General features: G+C 69.3%; 15 protein-coding genes. 4 read left to right on the top strand and 11 right to left on the bottom strand.

From position 1 onward, the window contains the following. Window positions 1-40: 40 nt before the first annotated feature. From AB0I03_RS00675 to AB0I03_RS00690, 4 genes are all read right to left on the bottom strand, one after another. Entirely contained in the window at window positions 41-1,627 is a 1,587-nt protein-coding gene (locus AB0I03_RS00675) for a ubiquinol-cytochrome c reductase cytochrome b subunit (RefSeq protein ID WP_360404160.1), read from the bottom strand. Then, window positions 1,624-2,739, bottom strand: a complete 1,116-nt coding sequence (locus AB0I03_RS00680; protein ID WP_360404163.1) for a Rieske 2Fe-2S domain-containing protein — start codon at window positions 2,737-2,739, stop codon at window positions 1,624-1,626. The genes AB0I03_RS00675 and AB0I03_RS00680 overlap by 4 nt, the downstream gene beginning before the upstream one ends. Beyond that, entirely contained in the window at window positions 2,736-3,545 is an 810-nt protein-coding gene (locus AB0I03_RS00685; protein WP_360404166.1) for a cytochrome c, read from the bottom strand. Before AB0I03_RS00685 ends, AB0I03_RS00680 begins: the two co-directional genes overlap by 4 nt. Before the next feature lie 185 nt (window positions 3,546-3,730). Next, entirely contained in the window at window positions 3,731-4,345 is a 615-nt protein-coding gene (locus AB0I03_RS00690; protein ID WP_360404169.1) for a heme-copper oxidase subunit III, read from the bottom strand. Between the two features lie 264 nt (window positions 4,346-4,609). Here AB0I03_RS00690 and AB0I03_RS00695 point away from each other — a divergent pair, with 264 nt between their 5' ends. Both AB0I03_RS00695 and trpD read left to right on the top strand, forming a co-directional pair. Then, window positions 4,610-4,969 carry a hypothetical protein gene (locus tag AB0I03_RS00695; protein ID WP_360405864.1) on the top strand — a complete coding sequence of 120 codons (360 nt, stop codon included), beginning with the start codon at window positions 4,610-4,612 and terminating at the stop codon, window positions 4,967-4,969. A gap of 23 nt (window positions 4,970-4,992) precedes the next feature. Further along, entirely contained in the window at window positions 4,993-6,057 is a 1,065-nt protein-coding gene (gene trpD / locus AB0I03_RS00700; RefSeq protein WP_360404172.1) for an anthranilate phosphoribosyltransferase, read from the top strand. Between the two features lie 60 nt (window positions 6,058-6,117). Here the strand turns inward: trpD and AB0I03_RS00705 are convergent, their stop codons facing one another. The 5 genes from AB0I03_RS00705 to AB0I03_RS00725 all read right to left on the bottom strand — a co-directional run bounded on the left by AB0I03_RS00705 (window position 6,118) and on the right by AB0I03_RS00725 (window position 10,153). Beyond that, entirely contained in the window at window positions 6,118-6,471 is a 354-nt protein-coding gene (locus AB0I03_RS00705) for a hypothetical protein (RefSeq protein ID WP_360404175.1), read from the bottom strand. Beyond that, window positions 6,468-6,968: a DUF6232 family protein gene (locus tag AB0I03_RS00710; protein WP_360404178.1), complete on the bottom strand. Its 501-nt coding sequence runs from the start codon at window positions 6,966-6,968 to the stop codon at window positions 6,468-6,470. The genes AB0I03_RS00705 and AB0I03_RS00710 overlap by 4 nt, the downstream gene beginning before the upstream one ends. A gap of 249 nt (window positions 6,969-7,217) precedes the next feature. Then, a complete protein-coding gene (locus AB0I03_RS00715) occupies window positions 7,218-8,000 on the bottom strand; it encodes a hypothetical protein (RefSeq protein ID WP_360404181.1) in 783 nt (260 codons plus the stop codon). 1 nt (window position 8,001) lies between these two features. After that, window positions 8,002-8,826 (bottom strand): Nif3-like dinuclear metal center hexameric protein, encoded by an 825-nt coding sequence (locus AB0I03_RS00720; protein WP_360404184.1) that lies wholly within the window; start codon window positions 8,824-8,826, stop codon window positions 8,002-8,004. Between the two features lie 88 nt (window positions 8,827-8,914). Continuing rightward, window positions 8,915-10,153 carry a helix-turn-helix domain-containing protein gene (locus AB0I03_RS00725; RefSeq protein ID WP_360404187.1) on the bottom strand — a complete coding sequence of 413 codons (1,239 nt, stop codon included), beginning with the start codon at window positions 10,151-10,153 and terminating at the stop codon, window positions 8,915-8,917. Between the two features lie 417 nt (window positions 10,154-10,570). On the opposite strand from AB0I03_RS00725, the gene AB0I03_RS00730 reads away from it, so the two are divergent. Continuing rightward, window positions 10,571-10,816: a hypothetical protein gene (locus AB0I03_RS00730; protein ID WP_360404190.1), complete on the top strand. Its 246-nt coding sequence runs from the start codon at window positions 10,571-10,573 to the stop codon at window positions 10,814-10,816. Between the two features lie 60 nt (window positions 10,817-10,876). Here AB0I03_RS00730 and AB0I03_RS00735 read toward each other — a convergent pair whose 3' ends face one another. Further along, window positions 10,877-11,671 carry a metallophosphoesterase gene (locus AB0I03_RS00735; RefSeq protein WP_360404193.1) on the bottom strand — a complete coding sequence of 265 codons (795 nt, stop codon included), beginning with the start codon at window positions 11,669-11,671 and terminating at the stop codon, window positions 10,877-10,879. A 219-nt stretch (window positions 11,672-11,890) separates the two neighbouring features. Here AB0I03_RS00735 and AB0I03_RS00740 point away from each other — a divergent pair, with 219 nt between their 5' ends. Beyond that, entirely contained in the window at window positions 11,891-13,930 is a 2,040-nt protein-coding gene (locus tag AB0I03_RS00740; protein WP_360404196.1) for a M3 family metallopeptidase, read from the top strand. A 142-nt stretch (window positions 13,931-14,072) separates the two neighbouring features. Here AB0I03_RS00740 and AB0I03_RS00745 read toward each other — a convergent pair whose 3' ends face one another. Continuing rightward, entirely contained in the window at window positions 14,073-15,776 is a 1,704-nt protein-coding gene (locus AB0I03_RS00745; protein ID WP_360404199.1) for a stealth family protein, read from the bottom strand. Between the last annotated feature and the right edge of the window lie 95 nt (window positions 15,777-15,871).

Genomic DNA, 15,871 nt, shown 5'->3' on the forward strand with positions numbered 1-15,871 from the left:
GGCCGCACCTTCCGGTGCGGCCCCGCTCTGCGTCGTTCGCTTAGTGCTTGCCCGACTCGATCTCGTCGCGCCGCTCGGCGCGGCCGTCCTCGGACGGCTCCTCGATCGACTTGAAGAAGCCCTTGTCGGCGGGCGGGAGCGCGCCGATGCGGTTCATCTTCTTCGGGACCACCCAGCCGTTGTACTCCAGCTCGGTGTGGCCGTGCTCGTCCGGCTCGGCCAGCGGCTGGTGCACCTCGTAGAAGCGGCCGTTCGGGTCGCGCATCAGGATGCCCGTCTCCAGGCCGTGCGCGAGGACCTCGCGGTCGTGCTGCTGCAGGCCCAGGCAGATCCGGTACGTCACGTAGTACGCGATGATCGGCAGGACCACGAGTCCGATGCGGCCCGCCCAGGTCATGGCGTTCAGGCTGATGTCGAACTTCTCGGCGAACACGTCGTTGCCGCCGGAGATCACGCCGATGATCCAGAAGACCACGACCATGACGCCGAGGCTGGTGCGGCCCGCGTTGTCGCGCGGACGCTGCAGCAGGTTGTGGTGCCCGCGGTCCTTGGTGAACCGCCGCTCCAGCGCCGGGTACAGCAGCGGCAGCATGACGGACAGACCCATGCCCACGATGCCCGGCCAGAACACCGGCGGCAGCGTGAAGTACGGCGGGATGCGCAGCTCCCACGCGGGGAACAGGCGGATCAGGCCGTCCAGGTACATGACGTAGAAGTCGGGCTGCGAGGCCGAGGACACGACAGAGACCTCGTACGGGCCGAAGAGCCAGATCGGGTTGATCTGGAACAGGCCCGCCATCGCGCCGATGACGCCCCAGATGAACAGCATGAAGCCGACCTGCTTCATGACGTAGTTCGGGAACATCCGGAAGCCGACCACGTTGTGCTCGGTGCGGCCCGGTCCGGGCCACTGGGTGTGCTTCTGCGCGAACACCAGGCCGATGTGGACCGTGATGAGCGCCAGGATCAGCAGCGGGAACACGAACACGTGGATGATGTACAGCATCGAGATCACGCTCGTGCCCGGGAACTGGCCGCCGAACAGCGCCGCCGAGGCCCACGGGCCGATGAACGGGATCGAGACCGTCATGCCCTCCATGATGCGCAGGCCCGTGCCCGAGAGGCCGTCGTCCGGCAGCGAGTAGCCGAAGAAGCCCTCGAAGAAGCCGAGCCAGAACAGCAGGATGCCGATCATCCAGTTCGTCTCGCGCGGCGCGCGGAACGCGCCGGTGAAGAAGATCCGGAGCATGTGGACCAGGATCGACGCCATGAACAGCAGCGTCGCCCAGTGGTGCATCTGGCGCATGAACAGGCCGCCGCGCACCTCGAACGAGAGGTCCAGCGCGGACTCGTAGGCCTTGGTCATCTCGATGCCCTGCAGCGGCACGTACGCGCCCTCATAGGTCACGTGGGCCATGGAGGGCTCGAAGAACAGCGCCAGGAAGGTGCCCGAGAGCAGCAGGAGGATGAACGAGAACAGCGCGATCTCGCCCAGGAGGAAGGACCAGTGGTCCGGGAAGACCTTGTTGAACAGCACCCGGGCCGGGCCCGCGAGCTTGAACCGGTCGTCGAGTTCGCCACCCGCCTTGGTCAGCAGGCTGTCACTCGTGCCTTTGCGGCGTTTCACTTCTCATCCTCCTCGGGGAGGGACGGGCGGTTCCAGAACGCCGGCCCCGGGGGCACCAGGAAGTCCGACTTCGCGATGAAGAAGCCCTCTTCGTCGACGGTGAACGGCAGCATCGGCAGGTGCCGGGTCGCCGGGCCGAAGACCGGAGCGGCGTTGTCCACCACGTTGAACTGCGACTGGTGGCACGGGCACAGCAGGCGCTGGCTCTGCTGCTCGTAGAGACTGGTCGGGCAGCCGACGTGGGTGCAGATCTTCGAGTAGGCCACGAAGTTGCCCCACAGCGCCTCGACGTCCTGGTACATCGGGTACAGGTTCTTGCGCAGGGTCTCCGCGTCGGTGTCCCGCAGGTGGATCAGCAGGACCGGCGAGGTCGGGTGCTCGTTGGTGGCGCCGTGGTCGATGGCCGGGTAGACGGTGATCTGACCGCCGACCGAGACCATGTCCGGGCGCACCATGGCGCCGTCCCGCATCATGAAGCGGATGGGCTCGCCATTGTTGTGCCGCTCGGCGTTCCAGCCGGTGACGGTGAGCATGTCGCCCGGGTCCTTGATGAGCGCGCCGAGCGGGGCGATCGCGGCCAGGCCGAGCGGCGCGGCGCCCAGGAGGGCGGCCTTCACCAGGAACGGCCGGCGCTTGAGCCCCAGGTCCTCGACCATGTTGTCCACCGTGGCCTCGGCGATCTTGCGGTCGTCCGAAGAGGACCCGCCGTCGTGGCGGTCCTGCACGAGCTCCTCGACCGGGAGCAGCTTCTTCGCCCAGGTGAGCACGCCGACGGCGAAGAACAGCAGCGAGAGGCCGAGCGTCGTGCCGAGCACCGGCGTGTACCAGGTCTGGAGGTCGCGCCAGGTGGCGGCGCCCTCGTACTCCCAGGGCCACCAGATGTACGCCACCACGAACGCGGTCGCGAACAGGCCGGAGAACAGGAACAGGCCGCCGACGATGCGCTCCATGCGCTTCTCGGCCTTGGTCCCCGGCTTGGCGAAGCGCGGCTCGTAGTGAATGATCTCGATGTCGTCGCGACGCAGGCCCTCGGTGTAGACCTCGAAGCGGCTGAGCTTCGGGTTGCTCAGGTCCACCGGTTCGGGCGGGTTGCTGTCGTTGTGGGCACTCACGATTTACCTGCAATCCAGAGCGTGGTCAGCAGGAGCGCGGTCATGCCGACCAGGAAGATGGCCAGTCCTTCGGTGGCCGGTCCGAAACGGCCGAGAGTGAACACCCCGCCCGGGTCCTTGTCGTCGTTCACCAGGTACTGGGCGTACGCGATGAGCTCGGCCTTCTGCTCGGGGGTGAGCTCGTTGTCGGCGAAGACCGGCATGTTCTGCGGGCCGGTCAGCATCGCCTGGTAGAACTCCTCGTTGCTGACCCCTTCCAGGGACGGCGCATGCGCGCCCGAGGAGAGGGCGCCGCCGCCGCCGCCGTAGCCGTGGCAGGAGGAGCAGTTCACGCGGTACAGCTCGCCGCCCGCGGCCACGTCGGCCTCTTCGACCATCGCGTCGAGGTCGTCGGGCGTGCCCGCACCGCCGCCGAGGTACTCGATGTACGCCCCGAGCCACGCGGCCTCTTCTTCGGTGAAGACCGGGTACTCCGTGCTGGGGGCCTGAGCGCCCTGCGCGGCCATCGGCATGCGGCCGGTGTTCACCTGGAACTCGACGGCGGCGGAGCCGACGCCGATGAGGCTCGGTCCGCGCCCTTCGACGCCTTCGCCGTTATCGCCGTGGCAGGAGATGCAGCTCGTGTCGTAGAGCTCCTGGCCCTTGACGGCCTCGGAGTCGATCGCGTTGGACTCGGCCTCCTGCGCGTACAGGCTCGGGGAGAACGCCGAGTAGAGCCCTCCGACGATGACCAGTGCGCCGGTGAACCTGGCCAGCGCGCCGAGGCGCTTGCGCCAGCCTCGCCGGCGTTTCGCTGATGCAGCCACGGTTGTTGCCTCACCTTTATCTAGCTCTCGGACCGGACCGGGCCCGTTGTGGTCCCGGTTCGGCCGGCGGCCGCCTCCGGGGGGCGGCCGTCGCATTTCTCGGATGCGGCTCCGGTGTGACCGGAGCCTGACTTGCCTTGGGTCGGTTCGACACTGCTCGTTGCGAGCGCGAACCGGCCGGAGTGTTAGTACTGGGCCATCGGAAGGAAGTAGATCACGGCGAACAGCGCGATCCAGACCACGTCGACGAAGTGCCAGTAGTAGGACACCACGATGGACGCGGTGGCCTGGGCGGGGCTGAAGCGTCCCATCGTCGTGCGGATGAGGTAGACGATGAACGCGATGAGGCCGCCGGTCACGTGGAGGCCGTGGAAGCCGGTGGTCAGGAAGAACATCGTCCAGTAGCCGTCGGACGCGATCGTGTGGCCTTCGGTGACCAGGTTCCGGTACTCGTTCACCTGGCCGAGGACGAAGACGAGCCCCATCACGAACGTGACCGCGAACCAGAGGCGCAGCTTGTAGACATCGCCCCGCTCAGCGGCGAAGACGCCCAGCTGGCAGGTGACCGACGAGGCCACGAGGATCACGGTGAACACCAGCGCGTACGGGATCTCGAGGTGGTGGTAGCCCTCCTCGTACATCGCGGGCGCGGCGGCCTGGATGGAGAAGTACATCGCGAACAGGCCCGCAAAGAACATCAGTTCGCTGCTCAACCACACGATGGTGCCGACACTGACGACGTTGGGCCGCGTCAGTGAGTGGATACGGCTGGGGTCGATAGTTGCTTCGGCGGCAGTCACGCGCACATTATTACGGCCCGGCAGGCCCAAGCTGCGCATGGGGTGTGTTTTTCGCGCGTGTCGCGCGGTTGTAGGCTCCCAGGCTTCTCACACCGTGTGCCCAGGTCATTCGCGGTTCGGCCAATGTGGGCGTCGCGCGCGGGGGAAGTGGCCGCGCCGCTCTTCCCATTTCAGTGTGGCCGGTTTAATATGCGAGGCGTGACTACCTCAACGTCTGAGTACGCGGTCCTGCTGTACAGCCATCGACCCGCGGTCATCGAGCAGATGCGCTCGGCGATCGGCGATGAGCCGGTGGAGGGGGTGAAGATCGAGTACGCCGTCGCGGGAGAGTACGACGAGGCGGTGTCCCTGATCGACAAGTACGCCGTGGACCTGGTGCTGCTCGACGGCGAGGCGCAGCCCGCGGGCGGGCTGGGGATCGCCCGGCAGCTGCGGGACGAGTTCGATGAGCCGCCGACGCTGGCGGTCGTCGTGGCCCGGGCGGCGGACCGGTGGCTGGCGGCGTGGTCGCGGGCGGATGCGGTGCTCATGCACCCCCTTAACCCCGTGACAACCGGGCAGACGGTAGTAGACTTGCTGGTCAGCCGCGCATCAGGCGTGGCACCGGCGCAGCGCGCCGCCTGACCTCCCCCTTTTCAGGAGTCCTTATGTCTAGTGCGACCTGGCCTGACGTCCTCGGGCGCCTTTCGAACGGCGATCACCTCGATGAGGCCAGCGCGGACTGGGCGATGGCCGAGATCATGGCGGGCAACGCCGATCCGGCCCAGCTGGCGGCGTTCGCGGTGCTCCTGCGCTCGAAGGGTGAGACGCCCGAGGAGATCGGGGCGATCGCGGGGCGGATGCTGGCGGAGACGACGCGTCTGGACCTGTCGGACCTGGGCGTCGCGGTGGACATCGTGGGGACCGGCGGCGACGGCTCGAACTCGGTGAACATCTCGACGATGGCGGCGATCGTGGTCGCGGCCGCGGGCGTGCCGGTGATCAAGCACGGCAACCGCTCGGCGTCGTCGAACGTGGGCTCGGCGGACCTGCTCGAGGCGCTGGGCGTGGACCTGGAGGCGACGGCCGAGCGGGTCGAGGCCTCGGTGCGGGAGATCGGGATCGGGTTCTGCTTCGCGCGGACCTTCCACCCGGGGATGCGGCACGCGGGTCCGGTGCGGGCGGCGCTCGGTATTCCCACGGTCTTCAACCTGCTGGGGCCGCTGACGAACCCGGGCCAGCCGGCGGCGGGCCTGATCGGCTGCGCGGACCCGGTGAAGGCGCCCCTCATGGCGCAGGTGTTCGCGGCGCGCGGCGCTTCGGTGTTCGTGGTGCGCGGGGACGACGGCCTGGACGAGATCTCGACGTCGGCGACGACCTCGGAGTGGATCGTGTCGGGGGGGCGGGTCTCGCAGGGCTCGATCGACATCGAGGAGTTCGGCCTGGTGCAGGCCGGGCCGGAGGCGCTGCGCGGCGGCGACATCGTGTTCAACACGGCGGTCGCGCGCGAGGTGTTCGCGGGCGGGAACCGGCCGGTGCGCGACGCGGTGCTCATCAACGCGGCGGCGGCGCTGGCCTCGCGGCAGGGGCTGATCGACGCCGTCGACCTGCATGACGTCAAGACCCGCAAGGGCCTGCTGGAGTCGAGCCTCGTCCTGGCGGCGAAGGCCATCGACGACGGCAAGGCAACTGAGCTGGTCGAGCGCTGGGCCGAGTTCAGCAAGGAGCGGTAAGCCGGAACACGTACGAGGGGCCGGACGCGCGATGCGCGCCCGGCCTTTCGCCGTCTGCATTCAGCCGTTCATGGCGCTCTGCACCGCTTTGACGGCCCTGATCACCGGTACGCCGAGCTCACCCACGTAGGTCGCAATGCCTGCGATTCGCTTGAGCGGGCCGCTGAGCTGATCCGCTCCCGCAGCGGGGTCGAGCCGTTCGACCGCCCCTTCGATGACCCGATCGTCTTCTTCCTCCAGGCCGGGGCGCAGGGCGTTGACGGCCGCGATCAACTCGCCTATGGCGGTGGCGATCGAGCCGGTTCCGGCGTTGCGGCCCCCGACGCTCGCGTTCGCGCCGGTGACGTCGCCGAAGACCTGGTTGACGTCACCGCCGCGGAGGTTGTTCTGAATGTTGAAGTGGTCGCCGCTCACCGGCCCCCTACTTTCGGTTTGCCCCCGGCGATGTCGCCGAAGACCTGGTTGACATCGCCGTCTTCGACATGGTTGTGAATATTGAAGACGTTGACCGGGCGGTCCGGGTCGGTCAGCGCCGCTGTGACGGCGTCGGCGAGCGCGGCGATCTCGTCCTCGTCCGTGCTCCACACCGCGGCCAGGTCCGTGCCGGAGGTGGTGAGGATCAGCCCGAACACCGGCGGCTTCAGGAGGTCGGACAGGTGCACGAGCGCCATGATCAACACGCCGGCGATGCCCACCGCCGTCCCGATGTTCCTGTCCCAGCAAGCGATCAGCAGCCCGAGGACGATCATGCCGAACGAGGCCTGGATGAATTCCTTCCACGCCTTCCACTGGTCGATGTCGAGCCGGCGGGTGGCCACGCGCGCGACCTGCCGCAGCGGGTAGACGTCGGCGGCGACTCGGATGAGCCCCATGCCGACCTGGACCTCGATGTCGTCTTTGGGGAGGGCCATGTCCCGGTCCTCGCTTCCTGAACTCGCGGCTCGCGAACGGCGATCATTTGGGCGGCCGAACGCGGGTGCGCTGCAACGATCGTCAAGCAAGGATATCAATCGCCCGCCTTCTCCTCGGTCCCGAGAAGATCACCGAATCCATTGGGGCTCAGCGCTATTCGAGGTGCGTGAGTGCTCATGCACCGGGAATGCGGGGAGAGGGGCTCAGCGAAGGGCGGGTCGCGCGATGCGCCCGCCCTCCTCTGGTCGCTATGTGTACTTCTTGAGTTCGTCCTCGGAGCCGAGCGTGGTCGGCTTCGATTGCGGCAGTTCGGTTCTGATGAGAATGGCGTTGCAGTCCTCGCAGCGGATGACCTCGTCGATCGGGGCGGTCTTGATCGGGATCATGTCCGCCGGGGACTTCTCGAGCCGGCAGGAGCCGCAGCGGCGGCCGACGAGTTCGGCGGCGGCGATGGGCTGCTTGGCGTGGAGGCGCTCGTAGAGCTCCACGAGCCGGTCGGGGATGTTGATCGCGAGGGCCTCACGCGTCGAGGTCGCGTCCGCGGTCTCGGCGTCGATCTCGCCGAGCTGGCGGCCGCGGTCGGCCTCGGCGTCGGCGAGGACCTGGCGCGACTCCTCGACCTGGCGGCGGACCTCGCCGAGTTCGGTTTCGAGGAGTTCACGGCGCTCCATGAGCTCGAGCTGGTCGTCCTCGAGGGTCCGCTGGCGGCGGGCGAGGGACTCCAGTTCGCTCTGCAGCCCTTCGAGTTCCTTCGCGGTGGCGGCGCCGGAGGCCATGCGGGTGCGGTCGGATTCGGCGCGCTTGGTGACGAGCTCGACCTCGCGCTCGACGCGCTCGATGTCGCGGTCGAGGTCGGCGAGGTCGCCCGTGAGGTTCGCGGCCTTGTCGGCGAGCGCGCGCTGGCGCTGCACGGCGGTCGCGTACACCGGGTCGGCGTCGAGTTTCTTGCGGCGCTGGCCCAGCTGGGTGAGCTGGGTGTCGACCGCCTGGAGTTCGAGCAGTCGGCGCTGATCGAAAAGGTCGGCTTTCAACCTAGTTCACCCCGGTTTTCTGGTGGATGGTCCACGGATCGGTGTCGAGGTCGGAGACGAGGACGTCGTCGACCAGACGGGACAGTTGCTCGGCAACGATATCGAGCCACGGTCGCTCGGTGGCCCAGTGGGCGGCGTCGATGAGTGCCGGGCCGCTCCGGGCGAGGTGCTCGCTGGCCGGGTGGTGGCGCAGATCGGCGGTCAGGTAGGCGTTCGCGCCGGCCGCGGCGGCGTCCGCGAGGTACGAGTCGCCGGCCCCGCCGCAGACGGCGACGGTGCTGATGAGCTGCCCGCCGTCACCCGCGGCGCGGACGCCGCTGACGGTGGGCGGGAGGGCTTTCGCGGCGCGTGCGAGCAGTGCGTCGAGGGTGAGCGGTGCGGGCAGGCGGCCGATGCGGCCGATGCCGCGGCCGGTGCCGTGGTGCTCGGCGTCGGCGAGCGGCCGCAGAGGCCTGAGGTCGACGAGGCCGAGCCGGTCGGCGAGGGCGTCGGAGACGCCCGGGTTGGCGACGTCGGCGTTCGTGTGGGCCACGTAGAGGCCCATGCCGGACTCGATGAGGGTGTGGACGAGGTCGCCCTTGTAGTCGGCGGCGGGGTCGAGGCTGGAGACCCCGCGCAGGAGGAGGGGGTGGTGGGCGACGATGAGGTCGCAGTCGCTCTCGATGGCCTCGATGACGGTGGCGGGCACGACGTCCACGACGCACAGGATCCTGCGGACCGAGTTGCCGCCGCGGCCGCAGACGAGCCCGACCCGGTCCCAGTCCTCTGCCCAGTGGCGCGGGTACAGGTCGTCGAGTGCAGCGGTGATCTCGCTGAGCGTGCGCATCTTTGCAGTTTAGGACGGTGTCCGGAGCTCGAGCAGCGTGGCTCCGGACACCGTCGCAACGCACCTTGCCGGTGCAGCCGATGGGCGGCTAGTTCAGGGCGCCGACCTCCTCGGCGAGGCGGCGCAGGTCCGGGGCGGGTTCGCCCTTGGTGCGGTGCAGGATCTGGTCGATGAGCTCGATCGCGACCGGGCGGCAGCGGACCTCGGCCGGGGCGTGGCGGTCGGCCGTGACGAGGTGGCGGCTCGCCCGTTCCATGTCCCCCACCTGGACGCACGCCCGCGTCATGTCGAGGTGGTGGTGCGCGCGCCGCTCGGCCACGAGGTCGGCCAGCGCGGCGGGCGGGATGCGGTCGTGGACGGCGAGGGCGTCGGCGCCTTCGCCGAGTTCGACGAAGGCGGCGGCGCGGTGGAGCAGGACGTTGGTCGGTCCGAAGGACGTGTAGTAGTAGTTGGCGTCGCGGCCGAGGATGTTGGCGGCGCGGGAGGCGCTGTCGAGCAGGTCCTCGCTGGTGGTGCTGTCGCCGGCGAGTGCGGCGGCCATGGCGCCTTGGAGGAGGAGCGCGCCGTAGACGCTGATCTGGGCGGGTGTGGAGTGCTCGCCGCCGGTCTCGGAGATGAGGCCGTGGGCGACTTGGACGTTGAGGTCGAGTGCGGCCTGGTGGCGTCCGAGTGCCCTGAGCGCGTTGGCGACCCGGGTCGTGGCGATGCCGGCGAGGAGCGGGTCGTTGCCGCGGTTGGCGGCGGAGATGGCGCGGTCGGCGGCGAGCCAGGCGAGTTGGGCCTCACCGAGTTTGCGCAGGACGGTGGAGGCGATCTGGTAGACCTGCGTCATGAGTTCGGCGGCGTCGGCGCTGGTGCCGCCGACGGGTCGGTCTTCGGCGACGGGCGTGTCGCGCAGGAGCTGGATGAGCGAGCGGGCGACGACCGGGTAGTGGCCTTTCTCGAAGGCGAGCCAGCAGTAGTTGACCGATCCGCGGAGTTCGGGGATCGGGGTGGAGTCGATCGGGGCGGCTTCGAGGAAGCGGCCGAGGCGTTCGTAGCGTTCGAGGGATTGGCGGATGGATTCGACCTCGACCTGGTCGAGGCAGCCGCCGAGCCCGGGGCGGCGTTTGGGTTCGCGGCCGAGCAGCTGCCCGGCGTCGATGCTGAGGGCTTCGGCGAGTTCGGTGATGACCGAGTACTTGTCGAGGCGGCGGACGCCGCGTTCGATCTTGTCGACCCAGCTCTTGGACTTGCCGATGCGGTCGGCGAAGACCTGCTGGGACATGCCGCGGCGTTGTCGCCAATAGGCGACGCGCCGCCCCATGGGTTGCGTTTCGGACTCCATGTCAGACCCCACCGTCTATAGGAGTTGGATGCGGATTGTCGGGACGTGCTGCTGTTCGGTTGTGCGGCGGCCGTTCCTCCGGCCATGAGGCGCGGCCGCCGTGTCGGAGCGCCGGCGGTTGTCAGCTGTGCTCGGTTGTCTTGACCCCGCACGGTCCGGTCCTCTTCGAGCGGTGCTCTTTGGAGGCTCGGGTGTCGCCTTTGGCGCTCCGACCCTAACTGTTTACCGTCTTTTTCCTTCCGGCACAACGGCCGCCAGCTGCCAAGATGACGCTGCGCTTGAATCCGCTTACAGTCTGACTCGATCGCGCGGGCGGGTAGCCGGTTATCTGGGGTTATGCCGGGTTTCGGTCGCCCGAACGCGGGAAATCTGCACATGCAACGTGTCGATTCAAGGGCCTGCATCGTTGTGTCAGATATGAGACACAACCGAGTCATCGCGCGCCGCGAACATCGACGCGCCTTCCGCAGGGCCTTCCTGACGGCCGCCTTCGCCACCGCGGCGGCGGCCGCGCTGGGCTATGCGATCGCCTTCTCCCCGCTCGCCGGGTGGGTGACGATGGGCCTCGCGGCCGCGGTCGCCGCGACCTTCTGGGTCGAGTCGCGCGCCGGCCGGGCCGCCACGGCGCCGCCGGTCACCCCCGTCTACTTCATGAAGGAGTAGGCCGGGTGCACGGGCAGCGGCGGCCGCTCCACCAGGCGGCCGCCGCGTCCCGGTCCCGGATCAGTTGAGGCGGACCACCAGGCACTTGCCGCCCTGGTAGACGCCGCCGTCGACGTTGAGCACCAGCCCGTCGCAGTAGCGGCGGGCCTGCGTCACCTGGCTGGGCGCCAGCTCGGTCGTGTCGGGGATCGTCGAATGGCCGTGCACGAGCTCCTCGCCGCCGAACGAGCGGAGCATCCCGCGCACCCGCGCGGGCCCGTCGACGCCCATGAACTCGTGGCGGCGGGTGAGTTCGCGGAACAGCTGCCACCACTCCTCCGGCTCGTCCCCGGCCATGATGGTGCGGACCGCGGAGTTCACCGCCTCCTCACTGCGGCCGTACCCGAGGTAGGACTCGGTGTCGGCGTGCACGAGGAGGACGTTCCCGGCGACGTGGAGCACGCGCCGCGTCTCGAGCCACTTCACCTCGTCGTCGGTGAGGTCGCCCAGCTCGTCCTCGAAGCCGCCGTTGAGGACCCACCAGTGGAGGAACTGGCGGTCCTGGCCGTCGACGTCGGTGAAGGCCACGTCGCCGAAGCGGCGGGAGCCGAGCAGCAGCACCTCGTGGTTGCCGATGAGCGTGTCCACGTGCCCGCCTTCGGCGGCCGCCTGCCCGGCGAGCCGGCGCAGCAGACGCACGACCGCCACGCCCTCCTCGCCGCGGTCGAACAAGTCCCCGAGAATCCACAATCGAGCGGAGCCGCCGGTCCACTTGGCGTCCCCGTCCACCAGTCCCCGGCCTCGCAGCGACTCGACGAGCGCGTCGTAATGGCCGTGGATGTCGCTGGCCACGTATAGCGGACTGGATTCAGACATGGGCTCGATATTAATCCGGCACGGCCCCGTTCGGTGAAGTTGCGGGCCGCTCCGTTCCCGGGCCCGGCGCCCGGCGGCCCTATCGCGCTTGCCGGACGGCTAGGGCCCGGAATAGGATTCGGCCACCACCGTTCTTTCGGCGACAGCCGATGGGCCCCTCCGCGGGCCCGCCGACCGCCGCCACCGCCGGCGCCGGTTCGACCGCAGCGAGGAGCCTCCGTGACCGAGAACCCGTTCCTGTCCCCATCCGACCTCCCCTACCAGCTCCCGCCGTTCGCGGCGATTGCGACCGAGCACTACCTGCCCGCGTTCGAGCAGGGCATGGCCGAGCAGCTCAAGGCCGTCGACGACATCGTGGACAACCCGGAGGCGCCGACCTTCGCGAACACCGTGGTGGCCCTGGAGCGGTCCGGTCTCGGCACGCTCAAGCGGGTCGCGCTCGTGTTCTTCAACAAGGTCTCCTCGGACACCGACGACGACCTGAACGACATCGAGTCCCAGATCAGCCCCAAGCTCGCCGCACATGCGGACAAGATCCTGCTGAACGCGGCGCTGTTCGCGCGCATCGAAGCGGTCTGGGAGCAGCGCGCGCAGCTGGGCCTCGACGAGCAGGACGAGCGGCTGCTGGAGCGGTACCGGACCGAGTTCGTGCGCGGCGGCGCCGCGCTCGACGCGGACGGGAAGGCGCGGCTCTCCGCGATCAACACCGAGCTGGCCGAGCTCGCCTCCAAGTTCAACCAGCAGATCCTCAGCGACATCAACGACGCGGCCGTGCACGTCACCGACCGCGCGGAGCTCGAAGGGCTCGGCGAGGACCAGATCGGCGCCGCCGCCGCGGCCGCCAAGGAGCGCGGCCTCGAGGGCTGGCTCATCACGCAGTCGAACTTCTCGCGCCACCCGCTCCTGGAGGACCTGAAGGACCGGGGCCTGCGCGAGCGCCTGTACAAGGCCACGATCGGGCGCGGCGCCGCGAACGCCGCCACACTGCTGCGCATGGTGCGGCTGCGCGCCGAGAAGGCGCAGCTGCTCGGGTTCGAGCACTTCGCCGCGTACATCGCCGCGGACCAGACCGCGGGGGACGCCGGGATCATCGCCGAGCGCCTCGCCGGGCTCGCCGAGGCCTCAGTGCGCAACGCCCGCCGCGAGGCCGCAGAGCTGCAGGAGGTCATCGACGCCGACGGCGGCGGCTTCCAGCTCGCCGCGTGGGACTGGTCGTTCTACGCCAAGCAGGTGCGCCAGGCCAAGTACGGCTTCGACGCCGAGGCCCTCAAGCCCTACCTCGAGCTCGACCGCGTCCTCGTCGACGGCGTCTTCTACGCCGCCGAACAGGAGTTCGGCCTCACCTTCGCCGAGCGCAAGGACCTCGTCGGGTACCACCCCGAGGCGACGGTGTGGGAGGTCTTCGACGGCGACAACCCCCTGGGCCTGTTCGTGGGCGACTTCTTCACCCGCGACTCGAAGAAGGGCGGCGCGTGGATGAACCCGCTCGTCGTCCAGTCCGAGCTCACCGGCGACAAGCCGGTGGTGGTCAACAACCTCAACATCGTGAAGCCCTCCGAGGGGCAGCCCGCGCTGATCACCGTCGACAACGTGACGACGCTGTTCCACGAGTTCGGGCACGCCCTCCACGGGCTGCTCTCGGCCTGCCGCTACCCGAAGACCTCGATGACCTCGACGCCGCGCGACTTCGTCGAGTACCCGTCGCAGGTCAACGAGATGTGGGAGGACTGGCCTGAGGTCACCGCGAACTACATGCGGCACTACGAGACCGGTGAGGCCGCGCCGGCCGGGCTGATCGCGCAGTGGAAGGCCGCCGGGCAGTTCGGCGAGGGCTTCGCGTCGACCGAGTACCTCGGTGCGGCCCTGCTCGACCAGGCCTGGCACCGGCTCACCCCCGAGGAGGTGCCGGACGGCGGCGACGACCCGCACGCGGCCGTGGAGGCCTTCGAGCGCAAGGCGCTCGAGGACGCCGGGATCTACATGCCCGAGATCGCCCCGCGCTACCGCTCGGGCTACTTCGCGCACATCTCGATCGGCTACGCCGCCGGGTACTACTCGTACATCTGGTCCGAGATCCTCGACGCCGACACGGTGGAGTGGTTCAAGGAGCACGGCGGCCTCACCCGCGAGAACGGCGACCACTTCCGCGCCACCCTGCTCAGCAAGGGCGGCTCGATCGACCCGATGGAGTCCTACCGCCGCTTCCGCGGCCGGGACGCGCTGATCGATCCGCTGCTGGAGCGGCGCGGCCTGCAGTAGCAGACAGACGTGTGTGGGGCCCGAAGCTTTCGCTTCGGGCCCCACACATTTCCGACATATACGATATGTCCCCTAAGGGACCCCTGGTTCAACACTACGCGACGGGTACGACACGAACCGTTCGCGAGGAACCCTCAGTTCCCTACAGCGCCATGGCCTTCTCCCAAGGCGACGGCACCGGGAAGTACGACTCCAGGAAGCGCCGCATCATGGTCGAGCGCTCCTCCACCAGGTCCTCGGGCAGGCCGGCGTCGTTGATGCAGAACGTGTCGCGGTCGCGCCGCTCCAGCAGCAGCTCCAGCCGCTCGGCCACGTCGGGCATCCCCAGCTCCACGTAGGCGTCCTGCGCCTCGCCGTGGACCGCGCGGCCGGTGAAGCACGCGTAGTAGTGCTGCAGGGTCACCGTCGACACGTCCGTGACGTTCCGGAAGGCGCTCTGCGCGGTCCGCGCCAGGTCCTCCTCGAACTCCTTCGCGACCTCCGCGAGCACGCTGCGCTGCAACGGGTACGGCACGTGCTTCATCATCCGCGAGATCGTCCGCCCGAAGGCCCGCTGCAGCAGCGCCCGGTCGTTCTTGAACGCCGCGTTCGGCGGCGAGTCGGCCGTGCTCACCGGGTCCATGCCGATGAACGTCTGCGCCGGGAAGAACCGCGCGATCCCGCTCGGCTCGAAGAACAGGCGCGGGTCCACGGGCTTCCCGACGAACATGTCGTCGTTGAAGTACAGGAAGTGCTCCGAGAGCCCCTCGATGCGGTGCAGCTGCGTCTCGATCGCGTGCGAGTTGAAGGTGGGCAGGCAGTCCGGGTCGTCGAACAGGTCCCGGTGGTCGACCACGGTGATCCCCGGGGCGTCCGCGTCGAGCCAGTGCGGGCGCTGCCGGTCGGTCACCAGGTACACGTGCCGCACCCAGGGCGCGTTCAGGTGCAGGGAGCGCAGCGAGAACCGCAGCTCCTCGCGGTCGTGGAAGCGGGCCGCGTTCGCCGATTCGGCGTGGTACGGCGACTGGTCGGCCTCGGCGCGGCGGCGCAGCCACGCGTGGTCGGCCCCGTCCACCCACGTGTACACGACGTCGATCGGGAAGTCGACGAGGTCGAGCCCGGGGCGGGCGAACTCCGGCCGGGTCGAGACGCGCGGCAGGGCGGCGCGCGGACCGGATGCCAGGGCCGTGAAGAGGCGCCCGGGCGCTGAGACCCGGGCGCCGTCGTCGCGGACGACGGGACTGATCCGGTTGTGCCTGGGGGCCAGGAGGTGCCCGTCGCCGGTGCCGGACCAGAACTCGACGTCGCAGCCGCTGTCGGCGCCGAAGAGGAGGTCGTGCCCGGGGTCGGACCACAGCCAGGAGGCGCGGACCAGCGGCACGTCGCCCATGTCGGCGCTGCGGGCCCACTGCGGGCGGTCCAGGCCGAGCTCCGATTCGCGGAAGGCCGGCTCGGGCACCGAGAGGCGCCCGCCGGTGGCGTCGCAGAGGATCGCGAGCGCGGTGCAGGCGCGCTGGCGGTCGGCGGCGTTGACGGCGAGGACGGGCCTGGTCAGGCTGAAGCCGGGGACGGCGAAGTGGTCGACGCCGGCGGCGGTGAGGATCGCGGTGACGATCTCGAGGTTGCGGCGCCAGACTTCGAGCGGCGTGGGCTCGGCGAGCGTGTAGGCGGGGCGGATCTCGCCCTGGTGCAGGAGGTGGGCGACGTCGAGGTCGGAGAAGTACCCGTACGGCTCGGTGACCTCGGTGCGGTGCTTCGCGGAGGGCGGCTCGACGGGTCGGGGGGCGGTGAGTTCCGCCGCTTCGTCAAGCGGGGGAAGGAATTCCGTAGCTCGGGTTGCGATGCGACGGTCATTGTCTGCGAACAAATCGACACCTCCTGACACGTACGGCGTGCGCCGTTGCGGGGTGGACCGGGACTGGTACCGGCAGGTGAAAGGCAGGTCGTCGCTGACCACGCCTG

Source organism: Glycomyces sp. NPDC021274, assembly GCF_040641195.1.
Taxonomy (GTDB): Bacteria; Actinomycetota; Actinomycetes; order Mycobacteriales; family Micromonosporaceae; genus Glycomyces.